Origin of the sequence: Bacillus sp. CH_48 (assembly GCF_038008465.1) — a bacterium.
GTDB classification, from domain to species: Bacteria; Bacillota; Bacilli; order Bacillales; family Bacillaceae_G; genus Bacillus_A; species Bacillus_A thuringiensis_S.
In genome coordinates this window covers 1,968,840-1,994,793 of the sequence record NZ_JBBOZF010000001.1, presented here as the reverse complement: position 1 = coordinate 1,994,793, position 25,954 = coordinate 1,968,840, and the positions used below count along the sequence as shown (strand labels likewise).

The following is a 25,954-nucleotide window of genomic DNA, read 5'->3' as shown; positions in this document are numbered from 1 at the left end:
CCACGAAAGATACATAAATCAATTATTTATCTTCTTTTTTCATAAAAAACTTGTGATGCGGAAGATCCACATTTAATTCCTCTAATTGTTTCTTTTCATTGTCTAAAATCGCTTTTGCTTTTGTTTTTGTTGCTTCATCTAATCCCGCAAAGATGTCTTCACGCTTCTCTTTTTCTGGAAGTTTCACACCTAATTTTGTTAATTCTTCTTTTGCTTGCTCATGCGTTAATTTTCCAGATTTCTTTTGCTCTAAAATCGACTTCGCTTTCTCTTTCGCCTGTTCATCTAAGTTAGCAAACATGTCTCCATGCTTACCTTTCTCCGGCATTTTCACGCCTAGCTTTGTTAATTCCTCTTTTGCTTGCTCATGCGTTAATTTTCCAGATTTCTTTTGCTCTAAAATCGACTTCGCTTTTGCTTTCGCCTGATCATCTAATCCTGCAAACATGTCTTTACGCTTCTCTTTCTCCGGAAGCTTTACACCTAGTTTCTCTAACTGTTTCTTTGTATCGTCCATAATTGTTTTTACTTTTTGTTTTGTAGCGTCATCCAAATCCTTTTTCGCCGTTTTTGTAGACTGTTCAGCTGCTGGAGTATTCGTTGCCGCGAATGCCGGAATACCGACTCCTCCAATGATTCCGAATGATAAAGCACCTGCAATCGCTAAATACCCAACTGTTTTCTTCTTCATAGGAAATTTCCTCCTTCATATTTCTAAAGCATGTACACTTTCGTATACAATGCCAATAGTAATGTTGGTTTCTTAAAATTCCCTTAACGTTTCGAATAAAAAACACCGCTCATAATGAGCGGTGTTTCTCTATGCTTTTTGTAATTGTAACTCTTCACGTTCCATTATTTTTCTTAATACGATTGTTTGTGTCATTGTAAATAAGTTACCTGTTATCCAGTACAATACAAGTCCTGATGGCGCCGCAAACCCCATAAATAGAATCATTGCCGGCATCATAATTTGCTGTATCTTTAGCATCTGTACTTGTTCTCCAGGTGTAATATTAGATTGGAAAACTTTCATCTGAATAAATGTCGTTAACGCTGCAATAATCGGTAATATATGATATGGATCTGCATGTCCTAAGTTCACCCATAAAAAAGAAGATGTGCGAATCTCTTCCGTTCTGCTAATCGCATAATACAAAGCAGAGAAAATCGGCATTTGTATAAAAATTGGCCAGCAACCAGCAAGTGGATTCCAACCGCCTGATTTCATTAGCTCTGACATTTCTTTTTGATACTGCTTTTGTTTTTCAAGATCTTTGCCTACATCACCGTACTTTTTCTTTAGCTTCTGCAATTCAGGTTGCATTTTCTTCATTTTCGCTTGGCTACGATATTGTGAAACAGCTAATGGAATCATTGCTGAACGAATAACGAGCGTCATAATAATGATTGCAATCCCAAAGCTAGCTCCAGGTATATGATGAGCAACAAATTGAATCATAAACGAGATTGGATATACGAAATAATGATCCCAAATCCCAGTACTATGTGCATCAATTGGGGCTGCATTACTGCAGCCAGATAAAACAAAAACAAGTAATAATGATAAACTAACGAGCACAGCTCGGTATGATTTTAACATGTTCATTCCTCCAATGTTTCGTAATTATTTAGCGAAACATTGGTGTATACGGACCGACCTCATCATTCTCTTCACTTGATTCTTGTCTACGTACAGAACGAATCATTCCATATTTATAAAAAATAGAAAATAGCGGTACATTTCCCGCACTATCTTCACATGTATCAACTAACGCAAAAGCTCTTTGTCTACCGCTTGATGCTTGTTGACGCACAAAGCGAGAAACATTAGCAAGGAAGAAAACTTCTAATAAACAAAGTGCCGTCGTTACAAACGATATATATAAAATTGCATCCTGCAATAAAAATTCCATCGCTTCACATCCTTAATAAGGTCATTTTAGCACATTAGGCAAACATTCTCTATTTCCTTTTATTTTCAAAAAAAGTATTTTGCATATTTTCTCAAGAAAACAATAATTAAGAAACGTTGTATTCGCTTTCTTTAGTATATTCACGCACATCAATGAATAGGCTTGATTTATTAGAAATTTATAAAATTTTTGCATTATAATAAAACTATTGCCAGTTTTTGAAAAAACCTTTATTCTCTTCTTGTAATCAAAAATGAATATGGAGATGAAACATACTATGGGTCAACTAGGAGACGCCGATTACGTTCCCGACACCGCCTTTTTATCCTTCCCAGCAGCTAAAACATTTCATTTAGAATTTATGATACAGTTGGTTGTTATTTTTATAGCTTCTATTTTGTATGCAATTTCTATGAATATGTTTTTTATCCCGCATAATATGATTAGCGGTGGATTCGCTGGTGTAGGGATGATTATCGGTTATTTAATGCACTACAATATCGGTGCACTTATCTTTTTACTAAACATTCCTCTTCTTATTTTAAGTCACTTTTACTTAGGCAAGAAGACAACCTTTTTAACAGCGTACTTTGTAGCTGTGTCATCTTTAGCGATGAATATTATCCCGGTACACCAAGTTTCAGACGATATTTTACTTTCTTCTGTATTCGGTGGTGTTATCTGCGGAGCAGCTTCAGGAATTATATTCCGATTTGCTTCTTCAACAGGTGGTTTTGATGTTGTTGGATTGATTGTAGCAAAATATCGAGATGTTTCAATTGGAGCAATCATATTTGTATTCAACTTAATCTTACTTGTCGCAGCAGGTTTTATTTTCGGATGGGATATTACACTTTATACGTTAATTAGTCGATTTGTAGTCAGCAAAGTTATCGATGCTGTGCATACGAAACATATTAAATTAACGATAATGACTATTACAGAAAAAGGCGAGGAAATAAAAAGCGCACTACTACATCACGGCATACGCGGGGTGACAATGGTAGACGCTGTCGGCGGCTATACAAACCATAAGAAAAAAATGATTTACACTGTCGTGACTCGCTATGAGTTAGGCGAAATGAAACGTATTATCCGTCAAGTGGATAACAAAGCATTTATGAACATTACTGAAACAGTTGAAATTGTCGGCCGTTTCAAACGTATATAAAAAAGGTTAATACATTAAAGGGCATAACATATTAGTCATATATACTATGTTATGCCCTTTGTTATTCAACTAACGCACCCTTTAGCATAATAAAATCACGAAGTTTATTACTACAAATCGGAGGATAGCATTCCATATACAAAACTATCTGTCCATTCATTTTTATTCCAAAAATCTTGTATGAAATGGGCTTCCTTTCTCATACCTATTCGTTCACACAATTTTTTTGAAGCTGTATTACGTGCATCAAGATTAGCTTGTATACGATGTACATTACATTCATTAAATAATTTAAATACCAAACTACTTACTGCTTCTGTTGCCAAACCTCTTCCAACTACTTCATTTGAAAAACTATAACCAATCTCAACAGTATCCTTCATATTTGTGTACCATACGGATAAATCACCAACTACTTTAGTCTTGTATATAACTGCCAAACTTAATATTGATTCTTCAGTAAGTGCATTGTTTGCTAGCTTCTTATTAAATCTTTTCTGCATGTCTTCATGAGTCCACTTATTATGTAATAGGAACTTACATGTATCATCATTATTATAAATAGCAAATACATCCTGTAAATCAGTACTCTTAAAAGGTCTAATTATTAATCTTTCTGTTGTGATCTCCAAGTTAGCTCCCCTCCCTTACATTCATGCTACAAAACATTTTTTATTGTATTTAAGCCTCCTTCTTAGATCTCACCTTGATTACATATTTCATCATAATAAATTAAAATCCTTCTTCCACTAAACTGCATTGTTAATGGTATTTCCTTACGCTTTTTATTTTTTACACTTATTACAAAATCAGATAATTCTATTATTATGTCCCTAAATGTGTTATAATGAAAGCAGACTCACAAAAAAAGAGTATATAGACTTGGAAGTTTCTCTTATTTTACAAGCAAAAAGAAACGAGCAGTCGGGTATATTTCAGACACCATACACGTAACGGTTTAAACAACCGATCATCTTAGTTACTCTTCAATGATCTTTTTATAAAAAGATACGTACAATTAAAACTCACTTCAATATACTATACCTACCTTTTTGACTTCCAAATCATCTTATTACATAGGGAGATGAACATATGAATCAATATATACGATATACAATAGCTGTCCTGTTTGCTATTATCGGCGGTACGATTTGTTTCTGGACAAACACACAGCTTGGAGAGAATATCATTTTTAATGGAATCGAAACACTTGTAAGCGCTTCAATTTTAGGCGGATACATTTACTTCCTCTTCAATCCAGAAGAAAATGCTCAGAAAACAATGTTATTAACAATGATTGGAATCGTTGGTGGATGTATTTCCTACTCAATGACAAACTATACATTACCACTTCAATTAAGCTCAGCTTTCTTCCACGGTCTATGGACTTGGTTCATTGCATTCTGCTTAGCAGACGTATTCAACCTATTACAAGACAATGAAGAAGATAGCGGTCGCCAAATTGAAAGTAACTCTTAAGCTGGAAGGAATTCTTCCAGCTTTTTTATGTTGGTTTGCATACACCGGCACTACAATAAAAAGAAGCTACCCAACGGCAACTTCTTTTCCACATACCCCACTTCGTATTCACTTAAATATATCAACGATTTTTCAAATATATCGATCGTTTCTCCACTTATATCAACGATTTTTTCATTATATCAACGATTCGGCACAAGATATCGATTTAACGACAACCTTAGACATCCAAAACGTACAACATACCCTATCCCCCAAGCAACTTACTGCCGAACTCTACGATTAAAAAGATAATCAATAGGATCGCGAGTATCTTTAATGCTACATATGCTACTTTAAAAACAACATAAATGAGCAAGACTATCAAAATAATTGATAAAATTTCCATATTTACTTCCTCCAAGCTTTGCTCTTCTTATCTCATTTTACTCGCCCTAGGCTGTTTATGGAACGGCATAAGATGACATATAAAAAAGAGGATACCTCACCCATCGTAAGATACCCTCTCTTTCAGCTGCTTAAACCATTCTCTTTCTAATTGTAAATATCCCATCTCACTCTTCTCGGCGCTCTTTAATTCTTGATCGGCTTTCTTCATATAAGTACGGGACGCTTCCATATTGCCCTCTACATATTTAATAATCCCTTGTGTACGGTAATATCCACTTAGGTCCATTTTTGTAATAGCCTTTGCATGTTCCTTTGCTTCTTGCAAAGAAAGACTATCCATCTGATAAAGGGCTTTATATAAAAGGTACCAACTATGAAAACTACTAACGAAAAACTTATTTTCTTTCGTTACAGGTAATTGAACAATTCGTTCTATATACGGTATCGCTCTTTCCATTCCCTCTTGATCTGCACGAGCAAAAAAGACGAGCATAAGTCTACTCATTATCTCCCTTATCCCTTTATTCTCTTTTATTTTCTCCTCACTAAGTTCTACTAATCTTTCATCCCAATCTTTCGGTCTTTTATAACTAAATAACTCACTCGATATTTGAATCTCATATAAGTGATTTCTAGCTCTTTCATCATCTTTAATTAAAATAAGAAATTGCATCCCATCACTCATAAGCATTCCTTTTATCGGCACAATTGTAACCGCAAAGATTGCAAAATGGAAAAAGGAAAAATATAAAAGATATTGATAATAACTCACCATGTATATGTAACCGGAAGTAATACCAAATAGTAAACTCGTAATCGGTCCACCTAAAGTGAGCCACGCCCACTTTTTCGAAAGATTCGGTGTCTCTATAGAAGGTGGTACTAATGTTGCAACACCTCCAAAGTACGCCCATAATTTATTTTCTCGAATGCGTAATTTTCCCTTTTCTTTTTGAATAGTAATGGGTCCTACTGTCATAAATTTAAATGTTAAACCACCTATTACACCAAATACTACATGTCCTAGCTCATGAATGGCTAACACTAACAATGAAATTCCAACTATTGCCCATAGGTTCAAAATTACTTCTAATTTCCCAGTTCGGATTACTCCGTATAAAATGGACAGAATTAGCGCCACTGTCATTGAGCCAGCTGGCCTTCTTAAAATATCCACCTTTTTCTCCCCTTAATAAATCATTTTTCTCTGCATTTCGTACATGAACTTCCCGAGATGCAATATCCAAATAAATGAGATTAAACCAATTAACACAAAATCGATATCACTAGCAGCTGTATATATAACGGCAGCCCACCATACATATGCCAATATTGTATTCGTAAATTCATACGCTTTATATCCAGCCTCATGCACAATGTGCTTTAATCCTTCATCTGCGTTTTTCGTCCACATTTTCATAGATTCCATATACGTTACACCTTGTTCAGGGTATAGCTTATTATAACGATTTTTTGTTATGAGCCCGATAATCACTACAGTAGTTAAACAAACAATAGAAGCTACTAAATTCCACACCGCAAATGAAACATTAGTATCCTGCAACAGTGCACGTCTACATGTAATAACTGCATATACAAACCATGCCTGCGTCACTATATCACCTACACGTAAATATATACTTATAATGCCTAATTTTCTGCCTTGTACGCTCTCTTCTTCATCGCGTGCCTCCGCTAACATACGCGTATTCTTCCAAGTGTAGTACATCATTAAGATTCCAAAAATAGTACATATGCCTATAAATGTATTGGATGATAATTTTCTCGGTTCATCCGAGAGTAAATTTAAAGCTATATAAGACGTTAAAAAGCCACCCATCATACTTAATGCTATTTTCCCCACAGAATCAAATTGTTTTTTTCGTTTACTCTTCATCATCCTCTTCCCCCTCCACTAACGTGAATATTTCCTCCACCGATACATTGAAAATTTGTGCGATTTTTAACGACAATACAATAGATGGTGCATAATCCCCGCGCTCAATTAAACTAATCGTTTGCCGTGATGATCCAATCGCTTTCCCTAAATCCCCTTGTGATAAACGATGCTTTGCTCGCAATTCCCTCACTCGATTTTGAAGCTTCATGTCTTCCCTCTTTTTCATTTATTTAATTAAAATTGTAAATAATATCCTTATTTTTGTCAATTATAATTGTCATTTTGACGTTAATAATTGACAAAAATAAATATGTATTATGATGGAAATAACCTATATAATGAATGTGAAATATTAAACAAAGGAAGTGACATATGAATAAAATATCTACTTTTTCCTATATTCTTACTAAGCTTACAGCGACTTTCTTGTTATTATCACTTATTAGCACGCTTCTCTTAACAACTAGTCAACAAACATTATATAGTTTCTTAGCTGGATTACGAGAACTACTATTTGTTCCCTTCGTTCCTATTCTTGCTGCATATGCAATTTTTTGTTCTATTTGCATCGATAAATTGAAATTAAAAACACATACAAGAATGAAGACAATATTACTTTATATTTTTTGCGGCTATTTATTTTTTCTTCCCTTCCTAATATTTAAAGAAGCTAGTCTAATACAGTTCTTGTTACTCGGATCAATTGGAGCAGTATGTTCTCTTTCTTTCTTTTTATTTACAGTCATAGCAACAAAATTTAAGTGGGTACAATATTTCGTACCAAGCATTATGTTTATTATATTTATTACAATCAAATTAGTAGATTTAGAAAGGTTTGGAACATCAAAAGAACAATGGGTCGAAACAAAAACAGATAACTCTTTCGAAGCATCTTTTCAACATTTTAGTGGTGAACATAAAGTCCCAATTGAACTAAAACGAGGTGACATATTAGAATTCACCATTGAATCACGAGCTGAAAATTCGAATGGCTACATGGGAGACGTAAAAATGGCTAGTGAATTTCAAGAGGAAGAAAATTACTTAGCTCCAGCTGGCCCTAATACATATCATTTCGCGGCAATTAAGACAGGAACTTATTACATTATAGTTAGTGGAAATCAGCTAAAAGGAAAGTTAAAAATAGATTGGAATATAAAGTAAAATTTTAATCAACCCTCACCAATCGGGCTTTTACGGGCAACAGGGCCCCCACCTAACTTCTTTGCTTCCGCTGAATTTTGAGGTGTGGGTCTTACCGCCCGGCAAATAGCGGGATAAAATAAAAAAGGCAGTGCTTTTGCACTGCTCTCCTAAATTCTGACATAGAATGGATTTCATATTAGCTTGCGTTTTGTAGTAATACTCGTTTTAACTGCTTACGGAAACGAATACTTAACGTAACCGCTACAATCACAATCACTCCAAAAATGATTTTACCGATATGACCTTCTAACGCTCCAAAGATATCATGTAAGTTTCCACCTAACCAGTAACCACCGATTAAGAAGAATGATACCCAAAATAGAGCGCCTGAATAAATTGTAATGGCAAAACGACGGAATGGTAAATTAATAATTCCTGCAAAGTATCCTGTGAAATGACGTACACCAGGAATAAAGAAACCAATAAAAATCAGGAAGTACCCATACTTATCAAACCACATTCTCGTTAAATCAATTTTTCTTTGTGTTAAAAATACGTATTTTCCATACTTTTGAATGAAAGGCATACCTAATTTATTTCCTAAAAAGTATTGAATCGTCATTCCTACACTTGTCCCAATAAAGGATAGAATGATTAAAATCGGTAAACTTAAATCACCCTTCTGCGCTAAAAATCCCGCATATGCTAATGTGGGCTCTCCCGGAAACGGAAGTGCAATATATTCTAACAGCAAGCCGACAAGTACAACATAGTACCCGTATTGCTGAAATAATTCATGAATCCATTCCATGTCATCTCTCCTTTCAATCACGTACAACTTCTTACTATTATTGTATAAAAAAATTGTCGAAATAACTATCACAATAGCTTACATTTTTATTACATTTTTGTAAGGGTCACACTAATGATTTCTGTTCTTTATTAATTAGTAAAAATCATTTTTTAAGTCAAAATAACAAAAAGACGCATTAATATCATGCAAATTTTATCCATTTTTTAACACTTAAAAACCCCTCTAATTTTGTTCTCAATAAAAAACCACCACAAACTCATCCTAACTTCATATTAGCTTCATATACGTATTGTAAGATTATATCGGAATTTGTTGAAAAATTTAACCAATATATGACTAAGCATTAATTTGAATAAATATAAGTCGTTTTCGAAATTGAAAAAAGGGTGAATACGAAATGGAAGCATATAAAATGCACGATTTTATTAATACAAATGTTGAATCTCATCAAAATGAAACCGTTTTTAATTTACACATGTGTGAAACAAGTGAATTTGACGTAAGTTTAACAAAATCTACAACACTATCTTTTATCGTTTCAAAAAAGAATATTAAAATTGTCACGAAAAAATGGATTAATTCAAATCAAGAAAGCATGATTGGCAAAAGCTACATCATTCCAACAAAAGCTTTTCATTATTTCTTACCAATCATTTCTGAAAATGAAGATGAGCTAAATATTCAAGTTCAAAGTTTTGGACTACGTGGTGAGCTTTTATTAAATGAAAGATTACTTATTGATAAAAACAACAAACACAACAGCAAAATCACTGCATTCTTTGAAACATTAGATGAAAATGTAAATAAAGCTTTACGAGGATTACAACTTCATTGTATGTAAGACTATTACGATAGTAAAAGGAGAATAACAATGAAAAAATTATTATTAAGCGCACTATTATCATTAGGATTTTTAACTCTTCCATTCGCTAGCGCAGAGGCCGCTACAACGAAAGATCAATTAATCGTAAACACTCAGTTAAATAAAATGGATTATTATCAGGATGGAAAATTTATAAAAAGTTTTACTGTCGCTACTGGAAAAGCAGCAACACCTACACCTAAAGGAACTTTTCAAATCGTAAATAAAATTAAAAACCGCCCTTATTATACAGGCAAAATTAAAGGCGGCGATCCACGTAATCCACTTGGTGACCGTTGGCTCGGATTAAATATGGCAGGAACTTACGGAACAACTTATGCAATTCACGGAACTAACAATAATCAAGCAATCGGCAAAGCAACAACACTTGGTTGTATTCGTATGTATAACAATGATATACACTGGTTATTTGAGCGCGTTCAGCAGCAAGCTACTGTCACTGTAAAATAGCCTAAAAACAAGATTTATGTGTAGCCAAGAATTTTATGTCTTGGCTTATTTTATTTATTCATTTACAGTAGCAAAACAACTGTATTTACATATATAATAGGAATAGATTTGATTAGCTGATATTTAAACATTGATAAACGTAGATATTAAAATTATACAGTTATAATGTTTTATAAATTTTATAATACATACTATAATAGAACTACTGTAATTCTGAACTATTCAGTAACACTAAACTATTCCCCTTGCTACCTTCATGATTATTTTATAGCGGGGGCTTATTATATGTATAAACAATCTGAGTCACTCGAAAAATGATGAATTCGAATATTGCAGTAAAAAGCGTTATTTAGGAGGTGTTACTATGACGCATATACTGGTGATTGAAGACAACCCAGATATACAAGAACTAATTCGTGAATTTCTAATGGCACAAAACTTTACTGTTGATGTAGTTGGTGCTGGAACAGAAGGTATTCTTCTTTTCCAAAAAAATTCATACGATCTTGTCCTCCTCGATGTAATGTTACCAGATATAGATGGCTATAGTATTTGTAAAATTATGCGAGGACAATCTGATGTACCAATCATTATGTTAACAGGCTTACATAATGAAGAAAGTGAAATTAAAGGATTTGAGTTAGGTATTGATGACTATATTACGAAACCGTTCCATTACACTGTATTTATTAAGCGTGTAGAGGCTGTATTAAGAAGGGCAGCAACGAAGGAAGCAGAAGCTGCAACTATACTACAATTCCATGAATTGATGTTAAACTCTACAGCATATGCAGCTTATGTTCATGGTAATCAAATTGAATTGACAACAAAAGAATTTGAAATTATTTATACTTTACTGCAAAATCGAGGAAAAGTATTATCAAGAAGTGATTTGTTGAATAAGGTATGGGGCTATGAACATTATGGTGATGTAAGAGTTATAGATACACATATTAAAAACTTAAGAAAAAAATTAGGAATTACTTATATTAAAACGGTGAAAGGCATTGGCTACAAAATCGAATCGTAGCAAAGACAACATCACCAAAAATATTTTCATCAAAACCTTATTATTTTGTATTCTTTTATCACTTTGTCTTTATCAAATTATTTACTTTCTAGCTTCAAACTACGATAAAGAACATTTTGCGAAAGAAAATGGAACGCCGACTACAGAACAGGCGGATTTAGATAGGCAAAACAATCAAAGTAAAACGAATCAAAATAAAGCTGTGTCAGAGGGAAGTATTTCCAATTTCCAATCTTCTATTATAGATTATAAATCTCTTTCTACAGCTATCAATCACCTTTTGCAGCCTAGCCAAACTGCAAAAGCAAAAGAACATACACAAAACCTTTCGGGGAAAAATAGCACTTCTAATCCGCTTACAGAAGCAGAAAAGAAAGCCGCTAATAATGATGCCTTACATACACAAAATGCAGCAAGTAAAATAAATGATATAAATGATAATCCAAAGTTAGCAGATGCGTTGCAGCAATTAGCTCCACATATTGGCGCGACAATGCTTGCATTATCACTACTCGGATCTTTAATTTATACAAAACTAATTGCCAAACCTTTTCAATATATGAGCGATGCTTTAAAAGATATTATGAATCTTGATTTCTCAGATAAAAAACTACTTAACAAAAATACAGATCAAACAGATTTTAATTTGCAAGTAGCCGCTTCACAAGTACCAAATATTGTGAAGAATTTACATGCAAGCAATCAAGATTTAAGAAATGAGCTCAAAAAGGAACAACAATTAGAGCAATCTCGTAAAGAATTTATGTCTATGGTATCCCATGAATTAAAAACACCAATCGCAGCCGTTATGGGACAACTAGATGGCATGATTCACGGAATTGGAGCTTATAAAGATAGAGATAAATATTTAAAACGTTCCTATGAAATGATGCAAGATATTAACATATTAACGGAAAAAATGTCGGAATTATCCAAAATACAAAACCCTCAATTTAAACCGAATTTAGAAGTCATTTCTTTATCTAATATTATTGAGGATGTTATGAAGAAAGTAGATTACTTTGTATCTGTAAAACAATTAAATGTACAATCTAATATTAAACACGACGTACAAATTTTAGCTGATCCTAAATTTATTCAAACTGCTATTTTTAACATTATTTCAAATGCAATTCATTATACAATTGACCACCAGCACGTATATATAAAGCTTTATGAAAAACCAAACGGTTACGCATTAGAAGTATTAAATACAGGTTCACAAATTGATGAAGATAAACTTGCTCATTTATTTGAGCCTTTCTATCGTGCAAACCCTGATAAACACGGTTTAGTACAAGGTAGCGGTCTTGGATTATATATCGTGAAACAAATATTAGATAAACATCAATTTCCTTACGGAATACAAAACACAGCTCAAGGTGTAAAATGCTCCATTGTATTCCCAAAAGCAATGTAGCATTCACTATAATTACATACCCCAAACTCATACTTTATGTGTGAGTGGCGGAATTTTGTAGAGTGTCTTACTCTGTTTCGTTCGCCCGTTATCCTTATTTGGATAGCGGGCGTTTTTTATTACTTAAAAGGAGGATTTTTTATGGATAAGTTTAAATATTCATTGCTCGTTTTATTCGGTGCTTGCAGCTACGGCATACTTTCAACTATTTTCAAACTCGGATTCCTAAGTGGATTTTCAGCACATCAACTATTAGGGGGACAATATGTCTTCGGATGGATTGGACTATTTCTACTCGTTCTTTTCTTTTCACGTCATAAAGTAACAAAAAAACAATTCTTTTCATTACTAACCGTCGGAACAACAATGAGTATGACTGGAATTTTCTACGCTATTTCTGTAGAAGAGCTACCCGCATCTATCGCTGTCGTCCTACTCTTTCAGTTCACTTGGATTGGTGTCATTATCGAAGCAATTGCAAATCGAACATTTCCAAGCCGCGATAAGATCATATCTATCCTTATTTTATTTGCTGGTACATTGTTTGCAGGTGGTATATTTGAAGGCCTCGGACAAAGTTTTTCTACGAAAGGGATTATCTTTGGACTATTAGCTGCTGTCTCTTTTTCATTCTATGTTTTTGCAAGCGGACGCGTTGCTACAGATGTTCCCCCTTATACGAAAAGCTTTCTTATGACAACAAGTGCAACTCTTATCGTATGCCTATTCTTCCCGCCGACCTTTTTAACAGATGGTGCCCTGCAAGCTGGTCTATGGAAATATGCTTTCTTCCTCGGATTATTCGGCGTTGTTGTACCTGTCATTTGTTTTTCAATCGGTGTACCAAAAGTTGGAACAGGACTTAGCACGATATTAGGTGCAGCTGAATTACCAACTGCTATTATCGCTTCTATTACACTTGTACATGAAGTCGTAACCTTCATGCAGTGGATTGGAATTATTTTTATATTGCTTGGAATTTTCACTCCCCAGCTGCTTACGGCTAGGAAAGAAAGGAAACATAATCGCGTGCATAGCGCTTGAAAAAAATACAGAATTTATATAAAGTAAAACTTTAATTAGTGGGGGTTTTGTTCATCCCCCACTGATTATCAGCCCTCACCAATCGGGCTTTTACGGGCAGTTGATCCCCACCTAACTGCTTCGCTTTCGCTGAATTTTGAGGTGGAGTCTTACTGCCCGTTAATGCGGGATAAAAATATAACTGCAATTAAAATAAGTAAATTTATCGGGAGGTATAAATGACTATTTTAAGCATCGTATTTTTTGCTATTATGTGTATCTTCTTCCTAATAAGATATATGAAAGAAAAGAAATTTTACGATTTACTTCTCATTCCCGTTTGTATATATGCAGGAGCAGTGAAAACTCCTTTCGTAGAGTACTTAAACTTTAATACTACATTTAAAATAACGTATGATATTGCAGCTATTATTCTTGTAATCCTTGCTGTACTTTTCTTTTTGAAAGATAAGAAAGAGAATCATACTGCATAACAAAAGACCTTTCATTTACTTGAAAGGTCTTTTTCTCTATCTCATTTTGCCGCTCCATACAGCTTCTCTATCTCATGCTCAATTTGTTTTACATCGATTCGCTCAAATAATGGCTGCACGCTATCAATTCTATTCGGCAACGTATTTTGCGGTTCCCAATTTCGGTTCACAATCGACAATGTGCTTCGAACTCTTTCACTTGAAAATGGTAAAAATGGTTCAAGGAGATTTGCAAAATTAGCAATAAGATAAATACAATTATAAATCGTTTCTTCACATGAAACTGGATTATCTTCTCTTTCTTTCCAAGGCTGCCTCTCATCAAAGTATTTATTTGCAAAACGTACGGCATCGAATATTGTTTCTAGCGCCACCTTAAATGTAGTTTGCTCAATCGCCTCTCCTACATTTTTATATAATCCTTCTACTTTATCCTTCAGTTCTACATTGATAGTTCCCTGCGGCACAATGCCATCATAATATTTTTCAATAAACTTTAATGTCCGGTTCACGAAGTTCCCGTATGCACCTAACAGTTCACTATTATGACTGTAAATGAATTCACGCCATGAAAAATCAGTATCACGATTTTCTGGTGCATTTACTGTTAAAAAGTAACGAATAGAATCTGGATTGTAACGTTCTAATATGTCAGGCACCCATACTGCCCAGTTTTTACTCGTAGATAACTTTCTTTTTTCAACTGTTAAATACTCATTCGAAACGATATGACGCGGGATTGCTTCCTCTCCTATTCCAAGTAAAACCGCTGGCCAAATGATGGAGTGAAATGGAATATTATCCTTGCCGTGTACATAATATGTTTGCGCATCGCTATTCCAAAACTCATGATCATCTTTTCCTGTTTCTTCAGCCCAATATTTACTCGCTGAATAATATCCTGCCACTGCTTCTATCCATACGTAAATTTTCTTATCTTCATACCCTTTCACTGGAATTGGTACCCCGATTGGTAAATCTCTTGATACAGCCCTATCTTGTAACCCTTCCTTTACATATCTTTCCGTTAATTGAATTGCATTATCACGCCATGTTCCTTTTTCTTTTGCGATTTCTACAACTTTTTTAATTTGCTGCTGAAATGTATGCAATGCAAAATAAAAATGCTCTGTTTCCTCTACAGATGGTGTACTACCACATAACTTGCATGTCTTTTCTAACAAATCGAGTGGATCTAAAATAGCTGAACACGCATCGCATTGATCGCCTCTTGCTGCTTCATGGCAATGTGGACATATTCCTTCTACATAACGATCCGGTAAAAACTGCGTACACGTTTTACAGTACGCTTGTTCCACTGTTTTTTTATAAATATAGCCTTCTTCCAATAAACGTAAAAAAACTTTTTGAACAGTTTCATGATGATGCTCGCTATCGGTACGTGTATAGCAATCATACGTAAAACCGAGATCACGAAAACATCGCTGGAATTCTTCATGGTACTTATTAGCAATTTCTTTTGCTGTCACACCTTCTTGTTTTGCTCTAATTGCAATCGGTGTTCCATTACAATCACTGCCCGAAACATACAACACATTCTCACCTTTTGCCCGGTAATAACGTGCTAAAATATCTCCAGGTAACAAACTCGCAATATGACCAAGATGTAACGAGCCATTTGCATACGGCCAAGCGCCTCCAATAAAAATACTCATCTTACATTCCTCCTTTTAAATATAAAAAAGCCCCGCCCTTATCTTAAAAAAGATAAGGGCGGGGCTGTATAAACAGTCGCGGTACCACCTTATTTCGCCAATTACTCACATAATTAGCCTTAACAAGTACGGAGCTATATGCTCTTATACTGTGGTTTTGATAACGAGTACCAACTCTCGTCGCCGCCTACTATTATCATTTGATAAGTTCAGGACGAAGCTCAAAGGCCATTGTTCAAATGAATATTCTTGCTTCTTCTCAGCTACCGAAGCTCTCTGGAAAGAATGTGTTCATCCTACTTTTCCTTTTCAACGCTTTTACGTATAAAAAGTATTGTACGACTTAATCACAGAAAAATCAAACTTTTATTCAGAAAGAAAAGGAAATCCCATCCCCCTGCCGAATAACTATACGTTCACAAAAGGAGTGATAACATTGAACCAAAAACAACTAAGCACTATTAATGAAAAAAGCTGGAATACAGCTGCTTATGAAGCTTGGACGAATCGCCATGGGGCACCGGAGGATTATGCGAAAAAAATCATGGAAGACCCTATGCGCGAGGTAGATCACTATTTACCTTACATACAATCTCCGAAAGGAAAACGTATTATTAATTTACTAGGATCAAAAGGGAATAAGGCCGTTGCTCTCGCCCTTTTAGGCTCTGACGTAACAGTTGTTGATATTTCAGCAAGTAATGCAAAATATGCAAATGAACTTGCTGATGCCGCAGGCGTTTCTATTCATTACATCGTTTCTGATGTACTAGATGTAAATCTCTCCAAATCATTTGATATCGTATTACTGGAGCTTGGTGTACTTCATTACTTTCTAGATTTAAAACCACTTTTCACCAAAATCTCTCAACTACTAAAGCCAGATGGAATACTTATCCTCCGCGATTACCATCCAATATACACAAAGCTATTAGGAGTAGACCACCCATCGTTTCGGGCCAATGGAAATTATTTCGATGAAGAATTGATTGAAGATGATGTTGCTTATAGCATTCTTCTTACAGAAGCGCAGAAAGAATCGTTACCGAAAACAACCATCCGTCGCTGGACATTAGGAGAAATTATTACAACACTCGCCGAAGAACATTTTAAGATTGAAAAACTAATTGAAGAACAGGGACCTCATCAAAAGTGGGTCTTCCCTTCTACTGCCCCAGAAGGAATTGAAGAACAAATACCCGGTCTATATACAATAATTGCGCGAGCATGCAAAAAAGGATCCCTTCACGGATAGGATCCTTTTTGCATGCTCGCGCATATAAGTTGAGGTTGGAGATTACCATAATTCTGTAGAATAGGACACAAGATATTTCAACATTTCGTCTCTGACTTACGTCGTCAAAAAGGGGTATGACCAACATAACGAAGAGTAATGTTTTAGTTGATACTGATAATCGTTATCAACTAATTAGAAGTATACATGATGTTATTTCAAATTTCAATAGCATTTCTAATATTTATTTATGGATTTTATGATATACAAATGTATACATTTTAAGAACTTTTTCTAATACCAATCTGACTCCTTCCATTATCTGCTATAATTTTCATTGAACAGATTAATAACTTCATAATAATGTTTTTATTAATTCCGCTTCAAATATCTATAAATCATAATAAACAGTTTAAATGAGGGTAGGGGTAACGATGAAATATGTTAGTATTCGAAAAAAACTACTGTTCACACTCTTAAGCATTTCTTCTTTATTTAGCATTGCTCTTATTGTTATTCTTTCATTCGCCATGAATCAAGCAAGTGAAATCGAAACGTTAAAAAATGATGTATCGAAAAGAGCGACGATTTTAAAAGAACGTGGCGATTGGTTCCAGGCACAAGTTGCTGGTTTACAAGAATATTTGCTATCACATGATCAAAAAGGATTAGATAAGTTCAACCGAGAAGGGAAAAAATTAGCTGATACTAGAGAGAAAGTAACAAGTGACAAGAAGCTCCCAGAAGGAATGAAAGAAGCCATTTTAATGGGAGGAAAATGGCGTAGCGTCATAGATAATGAGGTACTACCTCTTGCGCATGAAGGAAAATGGGACGAAGCATCTAAAATTGCTTTAGCACAAACAGATTATGTAAATGATCTGTTAGGTCGTTTTAATAAATATACAAATGAAGAAAATGAGAAACGTGACGCATTAATTGCTGACGTCGAGTCTTCTTCATCACTTATTCAATATATTATTTTCTTCTCACTCATTACATGTACATTAACGTCTATTTTATTAGCATGGTGGTTCTCTGGTAAACTCGTTAAACCAATTCGACAAATTGATGAGAAGTTGAAAGAATTAGCTTCTCAAGATGGAGATTTAACGGCTAGATTACACGTAACGAGTAAAGATGAAATTGGTGACATTGCAAATTCCTTTAATCAAATGCTCACTAACTTACAGCATATAATAAAACAAGTTCAACAAACATCAACAAGTGTAAAAGAAGCTTCCGAAAATGTATTTATCGAAACAACCGCTTCTATGGAAAATACCGCAAGGACACAAGAAACTATGAATGCTCTTGAACACAATATTCGTTCACAAGTTTCTAGCATTGAAGAAAGTTCAACCTCAATGGATGACATGGCAACGAGTGTTCAGCGTATTGCTGAGGCCGCCTCTTCTGTTACTAGTTTAGCTGTCACAACCTCAGAAAAAGCAGATGATGGGAATAAAGTCATTGAGAAATCTATTACACAAATGCATACAATTAACGAAGCTGTTAACGCTACATCACAAGTAGTTGAGCGACTCATTACACATACAAATCATATCGATACTGCACTTCAATCTATTTCTAATATCGCCGAGCAAACAAATTTACTCGCTTTAAATGCTTCTATTGAAGCAGCTCGTGCTGGTGAACACGGCAAAGGATTCGCTGTTGTTGCTGATGAAGTTAGAAAACTTGCTGAACAATCTCAACTAGCCGCAACTGACATTAACCATTTACTGCATCAAATTCAAGCCGATACAAAAATAGCAAATGACATGATGACACAAGGTCAAGCAGAGGCTTCTGAAGGAATTACGGTTATTCGTACCGCTGGATCTTCATTCTCAGAAATTGTTAACCACATTAACAAAGTCTCTACGCAAATGCAAGAAATGTCTGCAACTGCTGAAGAGATGGCTGCAAGCTCTGAAGAAATGAACGCAGCTTTAAATAATATCGCTTCTATTTCAAACGAAGTTGCTGCAGAAACATCACAAACAGCACATTCAGCTGGTGATCAAGTAAACAAAATGAGTATCGTGGCTAACAAATCATCTGAAATGAAAACAATCGTACAAGAACTTGAAATTCTCGTTTCTCATTTCAAAACAAACGCTTAAAGTGAAAATGACAAAAGCTCAAAGGTATAGGAAAGAAAGTTTTACAGTCTCTCTTTTTTCACTTTAAAATATATCTTTCTATCTCTCATTCCGTCTGCTATAATTCCTAAAGGAAATAAGAAAGCTTTATTCCAACTGGAGTAAAGCTTTCTTTCATTTTTTACATTAATTAATTCTAATACTAAGATTTCACAAAGGAGGCTTTTTATCATATGAATTTTGTAAGTATCAGAAAAAAACTTATGTTCATGATGGGAACGATTTGCGCTTTATTTGGTATCGCCTTAGCATTTATTTTATTTTTTGCTATTGACCAATCTCGTAAAGCTGAAACATTACAAAAAGAAATTTCTCCACTGGCAACAGAATTGAAAGAACGTGGAGATGCTTATCAAGTACAGCTCTCTGCTTTAAGAGGTTATTTACTACAACATGATCAAGTCGAATTAGACAAGTTTAATGAGATGAGTAAACGTCTTGAGGATTCAAAAGATAAACTTCTTTCTAATCCAAATCTTTCTTCATCCGTAAAAAGCACAATGGAATTAGGGTCTACTTGGAGAAAGTTCGTTGAAGAAAAAGTATTCACTCTTGCAAAAGAACAAAAATGGGAAGAAGCTTTACAAGTAGCTTCTTCAGAAAACGGAACTGTCTATAAAGTAATTGGTGACTTCACAAATTATAGTAATGAACAAGCTACATTACGTGAACAATCTATTGAAAAAATTGACCAATCTGCACTCTTAATCGAATATGTTATTTTCTTATCACTTGTTATTTGTATTGTCGCTGCAATTATTCTTGCATGGTGGTTCTCTGGTAAACTTGTGAAACCAATTCAACAAATTGACACGAAACTAAAAGAGTTAGCTTCTCAAGAAGGTGACTTAACGGCACGTCTACAAGTAAATAGCAACGATGAAATCGGTGCTATCGCAGCATCATTTAATAAAATGTTAGAAAACCTACAACATATTATTAATCGTGTTCAAAAAACATCAGTGGAAGTACAAACCGCTTCTGAAAACATGCTAGAAAAAACGAATACATCACGTGAGGCGACAGTAAGAGTCCAAAGCTCAATGTCTAACTTAAACGCAAGTATTCAATCACAAGCTTCTAGTATGGAAGAAAGTTCAACTGCAATGGACGATATGGCAGTAAGTGTTCAACGTATTGCTGAATCTGCTTCATCTGTAGCGGAACTTGCTGTTGCCACATCTGAACATGCTAGCGATGGAAGTACCGTTATCCAAAAATCCGTTTCACAAATGACAACGATACACGAAGCTGTAAATGCTACGTCAGAAGTGGTTGAACGTCTAATCACTCATACGAAATATATCGATACCGCTGTACAATCTATTTCTAATATCGCTGAGCAAACAAACTTACTTGCTTTAAATGCTTCTATTGAGGCAGCTCGTGCTGGCGAGCAAGGAAAAGGATTTGCTGTCGTAGCTGACGAAGTTCGAAAGCTTGCTGAACAATCTAAAACAGCTGCAACAGACATTAATCAATTACTACATCAAATTCAAAATGATACAGAAACTGCTAGCTCTATGATGTCTCAAGGCCGTTCTGAAGCATTTGAAGGCATTCATGTTATTCGTGAAGCTGGTACTTCTTTCACAACAATTGTAGAACAAGTAAATAAAGTATCTACTCAAATGCAAGACATATCAGCAACTGCTGAAGAGATGGCTGCAAGTGCTGAAGAAATGAATGCTTCACTTAATAACATCGCTTCTATCTCGACTGAAGTATCCAGCGAAACCGCCGCAACGGCACAATCTGCTGAACAGAAAGTTATCGTTATGAATGAAATGACAGTAACTGCTGGAAAAATGAAACAAACAGTTGAAGAGTTAGATCAACTCGTATCTCATTTTAAAACAGAATAGATTTTCAAAAAATATCCCTCTTTCAAAGAGGGATATTTTTTTTGAGCTCATTTCCTGCACATTATGCTCATTTCCGTTATAATGAGAATCGATATCATTAAAATATAGGAGGGGCTGCTTATGTCACAAGAAGCATTTGAAAATAAATTATTGGATAATTTAGAAGCTGTTATTGACCCTGAACTAGGTGTTGATATCGTTAATCTTGGATTAGTGTATGATGTTACAGCAGATGAAAATAATAATGCTGTCATTACGATGACTATGACTTCTATCGGTTGTCCAATGGCTGGGCAAATCGTATCAGACGTTAAAAAAGTATTATCAACAAACGTACCTGAAGTTAATGAAATAGAAGTAAATGTCGTTTGGAATCCACCGTGGTCGAAAGAACGTATGTCACGTATGGCGAAAATCGCATTAGGTATTCGCGACTAGCGGAATAAAGTGAAACTTTATTCCATGGGGGTTTTGTTCATTCCCCACTGATTATCAGCCCTCACCAATCAGGCTTTTACGGGCAGCAGGGCCCCCACCTAACTTCTTTGCTTCCGATGAATTTTGAGGTGGGGGTCTTACTGCCCTGCAAATAGCGGGATAAAGAAAAAAACCTGACATTCTAGTCAGGTTTTTTTCCTATTATTTTACGCCTACTGCATCATAAGCTTTCGTTACAGCTTGTACAGCTTTAGAATCTTTACCGTATAAATCTTCGGCTGATTGAAGAGCAGCTTGACGCATCATTTTGAAGTCAGAGTTTGCAGTTAAATATTTCGTAAGAGCGCGGTAGTAAATTTTTTCTGTCGCTTCACGGCCCACTCCAGCTACTTTCACGTCGTAATGATCTCCGCCTTCAGATACTAAATAAGCAGCTTTATTATTAATACTACTGTTAATATGAACGCCACCATTATCAGCTGTTCCAGTATAACGTTTACTATAGTGATCTGGGTAACCTTCACCTGGTTTTAATGGGTTTGGAATAGACGCTGGATCTTTTAGTGAACGAAGTGCATCGCCTGGTTTACCAGGTGTATAAATGTCAGCACCTAAATCCCAGCTCTTCTTCTCAACCATAACACCCATAATATCGGATAACGATTCATTTAACGCCCCTGACTCATTTTTATAAACAAGGTTTGCTGTATGTTCAGTTACAGCATGCGTTAATTCGTGACCGATAACATCAAGTCCAGCAGATAATGGAATGAATGTTTTTCCATCGCCATCACCATACATCATTTGCACACCGTTCCAAGCTGCGTTATTCCAGCTCTCCCCTACGTGAACAGTTGAAATAAGCTTCGCACCTTTATCATCGAAAGAGTTACGATTAAATGTTTTTTTGTAGTAATCATATACTTTTCCTGCATTTACATGCGCATCAACTGCAGCTTTATCTTCGAAGAACTTAGATTTACTTTCAACTTCTTCGCCTGTATATCCAAGCCATTGTGAGAATAAATTAAACAAGTTTTCATCCATATTTTCTGCATCAAATGTGTGAATACCTTGTCCTCGTTTACCGTCAAATAAGTTGAATACTCCCGTTTTTTCATCTTGGGCAATTTCAAATGATTGTCTAGCACCTAATACTCCGTAGCCAAACCCTGTAACGTGATCTACAGCATTATATTTCTCAATAACATTTCCATTTGTTGCATCAACAAAATAATGCCAATACCCTGGAGCTGGTTTTGAAATCGATGCCTTAACTAAGTATGCAAGGTAGTAATTACCGTCCTTTTCATATACAAATAAATCTTTTTTCACACCGTCATAATTCTTTACTTTACCAATTTCTTTCTCAATATCTGCCTTTGCAATTGTTTCTGCTTGTTCCGCACTAATGCTTGCAGATGCAGGGATATTTTTATCATCTAAATTCGGAATAACTTGTCCGAAGAATGCTTTTACATTATTCTCTTTATCAAGTGTAACAGTTTGATCAGAACCGTACACAGGAATGTTATTATGTTTCTCAACTAGCTTCACATGTGTCGTGTCAGATTCAGCGTCTTTTTCTTCTCCAACGATATTAAAATGCTTTTCAATATTTCCTGCTAATTTAAACATATCTTTCTTACTCTCTAAGTATTGAAAGACCGTCTCTTTTTTATCTAGTCCTTCCGGTGCTTTCCATTCTTCACCTATGTATGCAGGTGTTTTAAATTCTTGATGATATTGAATTTTTTGTTCTTCCGCTTTCGTTGTCGTTGCCCCAAACGCTCCAAATCCCCCGGCGATAACAGTTAACGCTAATGCTGATGAAATGACTTGCTTTTTCACTATAACATTCCCCATTCCCATAAAGATTTTTGACACTTTTATAAAATTCTGATTTTTACAGCCGATACCTCTACCGAAAATTTGAGAAACATTTTTCAGATAATTCCAATCAAAAAAGAGGACATCCTATCAGATGTCCTCTTTTCTATAAGCCTTTTATTGTTTTTTCAATTCAATTGCTAAATAGTGTGATTGCTCTTTCGCTTGAATGTGAGTATCTTCTTCTACAGATTCTGCTGCATCACGCATAACAAACGTTTCACCATTTATTACACTGCTTCCTTCAATTTGAACAAGATACAATTGACGGCCTTCTCGCACAGGAAAATGAATTTCTTTTCCGGCATCTAACGATAAAGAATATAAATTTGCATCTTGGTGAATTTGAATTGGTGCCTCTCCTTCTACTGGAGATACCATATGGAACCATTCGTTTTCACGCTCGCTCCAATCAAATTTAAACTCACCATAGTTTGGTTTATGATCCGCACGATCTGGTAAAATCCAAATTTGTAATAAACGTAGTGTTTCATTTCCTAAATTATGCTCGCTATGAAATACACCTGTGCCAGCACTCATATATTGAACATGTCCTCGCTCAATTGTTCCGCGGTTCCCCATGCTATCCTCATGTGTTAAAGCACCATCTACAACGTACGAAATGATTTCCATATCACGATGCGGATGCATATCAAAACCAGTTTGTGCCGCTACTAGATCATCATTAATAACACGTAACGCTCCGAAGTTCATGTTATTTGGATTATAGTAATTGGCAAAAGAAAAATGAAAATGTGTATTTAACCAACCATGATTTGCTCTGCCCATATTTTTATGATCAACTTTTCTAAACATATCCTTCACCTCATACTATATCGAATTCGAGATTTATTTTAAAATTTTTTCTCACTGTAATTTTTTTAGTAATTGTAATAATTGATGTTGTTCTTCTACATTTAATTTTTGAAACTGCTCCGCTTGGAATGTTTCTTGAGGCGGGACGATTTCTTCATATAAAACTTTTCCCTTTTCTGTTAACGAAATATATTTTGTAGTACCTTCTTGTTCACGACGAATCCACTCTAGCTGCTCCATTTTATTTAAAAGCTGCGTGATATTTCCCTTCGTAACAAATAGCTTATTTCCAAGCTCTTGCTGCGTTAGACGATTATGCCCTCCAACTTGAGCTAGTACATCAAACTGAGCGGCAGATACATTCCATTCTTTCAAATGCTGATTCGTCTCACGAATACTCTTATTATAAAAGCGTGATAAACGAAACCATAATAGTAATCCGAGTCTATCTTCTGTTTTCATTTCATCACCTCGCTCGTTTCATATCATTAGTTTAGAACTAAACTTTATAAAAGTCAAATACTTATTTTTAATAAGTATACAGAAAGCACAGCGCTATTTCTCCACTATGCTTTACATTAACTTTCTATTCTTATATTCATCCAATTTCCTCTCCGCGAACTTCCTCGCATCTTTTTCAATCCATCTATCTTCGTACACTTCACTTCCAACATACAATACTTCTCTCTTATGCTGCATCGCATGACGAAACTCATGCAGTAGTGTTTTGAGCACCTGCTCATACTCTTCCCACATACAAACAAAAATTAATTGTTTTTCTTTATGATAAAAACCACCTACTGGGAATAGGAATTCTTCTTCCTCTTCCCCTAATGATAGAAGCACATCGTTTGCATCACACGTATCACAAAAAATAACGGGCGTTTTACATGCTTCAATAAGAGAAAATAAATCCTCTCTCAGCTTTTTGACATCCCAATGAAGCTCCGAATCCAACACATACCAATTCTCTACCTGTTGATATACATTTTGAAACTGGAGTTCCATTTCTCTTTATTCCCCTTTCCAAGCACCCTTTTTCTATATGTATGCCACAATATGGTAAATATTAAACGTATTCTTTCATCCTTGAAAAAATGCCAATAAAAAAAGAACCTATGTCGACATAGATTCCTTTTCCGTAATCACTTTTTTTTCATCACTTTTTTTAATACAAAATAACCAATTGCACAAACAATAGCAGCAAGTGCAAAGTATTTCACATATGGCCCCGCAACTTTATTAATGCTTTCCCACTCTGTTCCTAATTTAAACCCTAAATATACAAACACAATTGACCACGGAATAACAGCTAATGTAGTTAGCGTAATAAACTTAGCATGTGACATTTTCGCAATACCCGCCGGTATCGAAATAGCATGACGCACAACCGGAATAAAACGTGCGGTAAAGATAACGCCAGTTCCGTAACGATTAAACCAATCTTCAGCATAATCAATATGTTTCTTCTGAATTAAAATATATTTTCCATATCGCTCAAGAACAGGTCTTCCTCCGTATCGACCGATCCAATAAATGAATAGTTGTGCAATTACACCACCAATTGTACCAAACGCGACAGCGCCCCAAAATGTAATGCTTCCTGTTGATACTAAATAACCTGCATAAGACAATACGATTTCACTTGGAATAACCTCTAGCATTAATCCAAGCATAATTCCCCAATAACCAAGTCCTTCTAAAAAAACTAAAACCGAATGAATCAACTCTCCTAACATCATTTACCTCTC

The 25,954-nt window shown here is 35.1% G+C and carries 28 protein-coding genes and 1 other annotated feature; of the genes, 13 read left to right on the top strand and 15 right to left on the bottom strand.

What is annotated here, in order from left to right; all coding sequences use genetic code 11:
* Positions 1 to 22: 22 nt before the first annotated feature.
* The 3 genes from N2V92_RS09785 to N2V92_RS09775 all read right to left on the bottom strand — a co-directional run bounded on the left by N2V92_RS09785 (position 23) and on the right by N2V92_RS09775 (position 1,916).
* Positions 23 to 691: a hypothetical protein gene (locus tag N2V92_RS09785; protein ID WP_000730844.1), complete on the bottom strand. Its 669-nt coding sequence runs from the start codon at positions 689 to 691 to the stop codon at positions 23 to 25.
* A 129-nt stretch (positions 692 to 820) separates the two neighbouring features.
* The gene (gene yidC, locus N2V92_RS09780; RefSeq protein WP_000920528.1) at positions 821 to 1,603 is read right to left on the bottom strand and encodes a membrane protein insertase YidC; all 783 of its coding nucleotides are present in this window, start codon (positions 1,601 to 1,603) and stop codon (positions 821 to 823) included.
* A 28-nt stretch (positions 1,604 to 1,631) separates the two neighbouring features.
* Complete coding sequence (locus N2V92_RS09775; RefSeq protein WP_000394930.1) at positions 1,632 to 1,916, bottom strand: hypothetical protein; 285 nt, start codon at positions 1,914 to 1,916, stop codon at positions 1,632 to 1,634.
* A 277-nt stretch (positions 1,917 to 2,193) separates the two neighbouring features.
* On the opposite strand from N2V92_RS09775, the gene N2V92_RS09770 reads away from it, so the two are divergent.
* Positions 2,194 to 3,087, top strand: coding sequence for a YitT family protein (locus N2V92_RS09770; protein ID WP_000530044.1), 894 nt, complete (start codon positions 2,194 to 2,196; stop codon positions 3,085 to 3,087).
* A gap of 110 nt (positions 3,088 to 3,197) precedes the next feature.
* Here the strand turns inward: N2V92_RS09770 and N2V92_RS09765 are convergent, their stop codons facing one another.
* Positions 3,198 to 3,719, bottom strand: a complete 522-nt coding sequence (locus N2V92_RS09765) for a GNAT family N-acetyltransferase (RefSeq protein WP_000406909.1) — start codon at positions 3,717 to 3,719, stop codon at positions 3,198 to 3,200.
* A gap of 460 nt (positions 3,720 to 4,179) precedes the next feature.
* Between N2V92_RS09765 and N2V92_RS09760 the strand changes: the two genes are divergently transcribed.
* Positions 4,180 to 4,566 carry a DUF3938 domain-containing protein gene (locus N2V92_RS09760; RefSeq protein WP_001077773.1) on the top strand — a complete coding sequence of 129 codons (387 nt, stop codon included), beginning with the start codon at positions 4,180 to 4,182 and terminating at the stop codon, positions 4,564 to 4,566.
* A gap of 247 nt (positions 4,567 to 4,813) precedes the next feature.
* On the opposite strand, the gene N2V92_RS09755 is transcribed toward N2V92_RS09760, so the two are convergent.
* The 4 genes from N2V92_RS09755 to N2V92_RS09740 all read right to left on the bottom strand — a co-directional run bounded on the left by N2V92_RS09755 (position 4,814) and on the right by N2V92_RS09740 (position 7,064).
* Positions 4,814 to 4,954 carry a DUF3985 family protein gene (locus tag N2V92_RS09755; protein ID WP_000404758.1) on the bottom strand — a complete coding sequence of 47 codons (141 nt, stop codon included), beginning with the start codon at positions 4,952 to 4,954 and terminating at the stop codon, positions 4,814 to 4,816.
* 96 nt (positions 4,955 to 5,050) lie between these two features.
* Positions 5,051 to 6,103, bottom strand: coding sequence for a hypothetical protein (locus N2V92_RS09750; RefSeq protein ID WP_002083694.1), 1,053 nt, complete (start codon positions 6,101 to 6,103; stop codon positions 5,051 to 5,053).
* Positions 6,104 to 6,145: 42 nt separating this feature from the next.
* Entirely contained in the window at positions 6,146 to 6,853 is a 708-nt protein-coding gene (locus N2V92_RS09745) for a DUF3169 family protein (protein WP_000837717.1), read from the bottom strand.
* Positions 6,843 to 7,064, bottom strand: a complete 222-nt coding sequence (locus N2V92_RS09740; RefSeq protein ID WP_000776170.1) for a helix-turn-helix transcriptional regulator — start codon at positions 7,062 to 7,064, stop codon at positions 6,843 to 6,845. Before N2V92_RS09740 ends, N2V92_RS09745 begins: the two co-directional genes overlap by 11 nt.
* 164 nt (positions 7,065 to 7,228) lie before the next feature.
* Between N2V92_RS09740 and N2V92_RS09735 the strand changes: the two genes are divergently transcribed.
* Positions 7,229 to 8,020, top strand: a complete 792-nt coding sequence (locus tag N2V92_RS09735; protein ID WP_016078143.1) for a hypothetical protein — start codon at positions 7,229 to 7,231, stop codon at positions 8,018 to 8,020.
* Positions 8,021 to 8,198: 178 nt separating this feature from the next.
* Here N2V92_RS09735 and N2V92_RS09730 read toward each other — a convergent pair whose 3' ends face one another.
* Positions 8,199 to 8,813 carry a DedA family protein gene (locus tag N2V92_RS09730; RefSeq protein WP_000454763.1) on the bottom strand — a complete coding sequence of 205 codons (615 nt, stop codon included), beginning with the start codon at positions 8,811 to 8,813 and terminating at the stop codon, positions 8,199 to 8,201.
* A gap of 400 nt (positions 8,814 to 9,213) precedes the next feature.
* On the opposite strand from N2V92_RS09730, the gene N2V92_RS09725 reads away from it, so the two are divergent.
* The 6 genes from N2V92_RS09725 (at position 9,214) to N2V92_RS09700 (ending at position 14,116) form a co-directional block, all read left to right on the top strand.
* Positions 9,214 to 9,657: a DUF3978 domain-containing protein gene (locus N2V92_RS09725; RefSeq protein WP_000388763.1), complete on the top strand. Its 444-nt coding sequence runs from the start codon at positions 9,214 to 9,216 to the stop codon at positions 9,655 to 9,657.
* Positions 9,658 to 9,687: 30 nt separating this feature from the next.
* Positions 9,688 to 10,149 carry a L,D-transpeptidase gene (locus tag N2V92_RS09720; protein WP_000735061.1) on the top strand — a complete coding sequence of 154 codons (462 nt, stop codon included), beginning with the start codon at positions 9,688 to 9,690 and terminating at the stop codon, positions 10,147 to 10,149.
* Between the two features lie 364 nt (positions 10,150 to 10,513).
* Positions 10,514 to 11,179 carry a response regulator transcription factor gene (locus N2V92_RS09715; protein ID WP_000148834.1) on the top strand — a complete coding sequence of 222 codons (666 nt, stop codon included), beginning with the start codon at positions 10,514 to 10,516 and terminating at the stop codon, positions 11,177 to 11,179.
* Entirely contained in the window at positions 11,157 to 12,599 is a 1,443-nt protein-coding gene (locus tag N2V92_RS09710) for a sensor histidine kinase (protein WP_000201951.1), read from the top strand. The genes N2V92_RS09715 and N2V92_RS09710 overlap by 23 nt, the downstream gene beginning before the upstream one ends.
* Positions 12,600 to 12,740: 141 nt before the next feature.
* Positions 12,741 to 13,643, top strand: a complete 903-nt coding sequence (locus N2V92_RS09705) for an EamA family transporter (protein ID WP_000357151.1) — start codon at positions 12,741 to 12,743, stop codon at positions 13,641 to 13,643.
* 218 nt (positions 13,644 to 13,861) lie between these two features.
* Positions 13,862 to 14,116 (top strand): hypothetical protein, encoded by a 255-nt coding sequence (locus N2V92_RS09700; RefSeq protein WP_000154129.1) that lies wholly within the window; start codon positions 13,862 to 13,864, stop codon positions 14,114 to 14,116.
* A 41-nt stretch (positions 14,117 to 14,157) separates the two neighbouring features.
* On the opposite strand, the gene metG is transcribed toward N2V92_RS09700, so the two are convergent.
* Positions 14,158 to 15,792 carry a methionine--tRNA ligase gene (gene metG, locus N2V92_RS09695; protein WP_000021588.1) on the bottom strand — a complete coding sequence of 545 codons (1,635 nt, stop codon included), beginning with the start codon at positions 15,790 to 15,792 and terminating at the stop codon, positions 14,158 to 14,160.
* Between the two features lie 51 nt (positions 15,793 to 15,843).
* Positions 15,844 to 16,114: a binding site (T-box leader), on the bottom strand.
* Between the two features lie 114 nt (positions 16,115 to 16,228).
* On the opposite strand from metG, the gene N2V92_RS09690 reads away from it, so the two are divergent.
* The 4 genes from N2V92_RS09690 to N2V92_RS09675 all read left to right on the top strand — a co-directional run bounded on the left by N2V92_RS09690 (position 16,229) and on the right by N2V92_RS09675 (position 21,497).
* On the top strand, positions 16,229 to 17,047 hold the full coding sequence (locus tag N2V92_RS09690; RefSeq protein ID WP_001072257.1) for a class I SAM-dependent methyltransferase: 819 nt from the start codon (positions 16,229 to 16,231) through the stop codon (positions 17,045 to 17,047).
* A 413-nt stretch (positions 17,048 to 17,460) separates the two neighbouring features.
* Positions 17,461 to 19,155: a methyl-accepting chemotaxis protein gene (locus tag N2V92_RS09685; RefSeq protein ID WP_000878434.1), complete on the top strand. Its 1,695-nt coding sequence runs from the start codon at positions 17,461 to 17,463 to the stop codon at positions 19,153 to 19,155.
* A 212-nt stretch (positions 19,156 to 19,367) separates the two neighbouring features.
* Positions 19,368 to 21,059 (top strand): methyl-accepting chemotaxis protein, encoded by a 1,692-nt coding sequence (locus tag N2V92_RS09680; protein ID WP_001012200.1) that lies wholly within the window; start codon positions 19,368 to 19,370, stop codon positions 21,057 to 21,059.
* A 120-nt stretch (positions 21,060 to 21,179) separates the two neighbouring features.
* A complete protein-coding gene (locus tag N2V92_RS09675; protein ID WP_000076424.1) occupies positions 21,180 to 21,497 on the top strand; it encodes a metal-sulfur cluster assembly factor in 318 nt (105 codons plus the stop codon).
* A gap of 201 nt (positions 21,498 to 21,698) precedes the next feature.
* Here N2V92_RS09675 and nprB read toward each other — a convergent pair whose 3' ends face one another.
* The 5 genes from nprB to N2V92_RS09650 all read right to left on the bottom strand — a co-directional run bounded on the left by nprB (position 21,699) and on the right by N2V92_RS09650 (position 25,942).
* Entirely contained in the window at positions 21,699 to 23,348 is a 1,650-nt protein-coding gene (nprB, locus tag N2V92_RS09670) for a neutral protease NprB (protein WP_000745125.1), read from the bottom strand.
* A gap of 156 nt (positions 23,349 to 23,504) precedes the next feature.
* Complete coding sequence (locus N2V92_RS09665; RefSeq protein WP_000488932.1) at positions 23,505 to 24,203, bottom strand: pirin family protein; 699 nt, start codon at positions 24,201 to 24,203, stop codon at positions 23,505 to 23,507.
* Positions 24,204 to 24,254: 51 nt separating this feature from the next.
* Positions 24,255 to 24,665, bottom strand: coding sequence for a MarR family winged helix-turn-helix transcriptional regulator (locus N2V92_RS09660; RefSeq protein ID WP_000845462.1), 411 nt, complete (start codon positions 24,663 to 24,665; stop codon positions 24,255 to 24,257).
* 111 nt (positions 24,666 to 24,776) lie between these two features.
* Positions 24,777 to 25,211 carry a DUF3920 family protein gene (locus N2V92_RS09655; RefSeq protein ID WP_000422791.1) on the bottom strand — a complete coding sequence of 145 codons (435 nt, stop codon included), beginning with the start codon at positions 25,209 to 25,211 and terminating at the stop codon, positions 24,777 to 24,779.
* Positions 25,212 to 25,348: 137 nt separating this feature from the next.
* Complete coding sequence (locus N2V92_RS09650; RefSeq protein ID WP_000900216.1) at positions 25,349 to 25,942, bottom strand: DedA family protein; 594 nt, start codon at positions 25,940 to 25,942, stop codon at positions 25,349 to 25,351.
* Positions 25,943 to 25,954 lie beyond the last annotated feature (12 nt).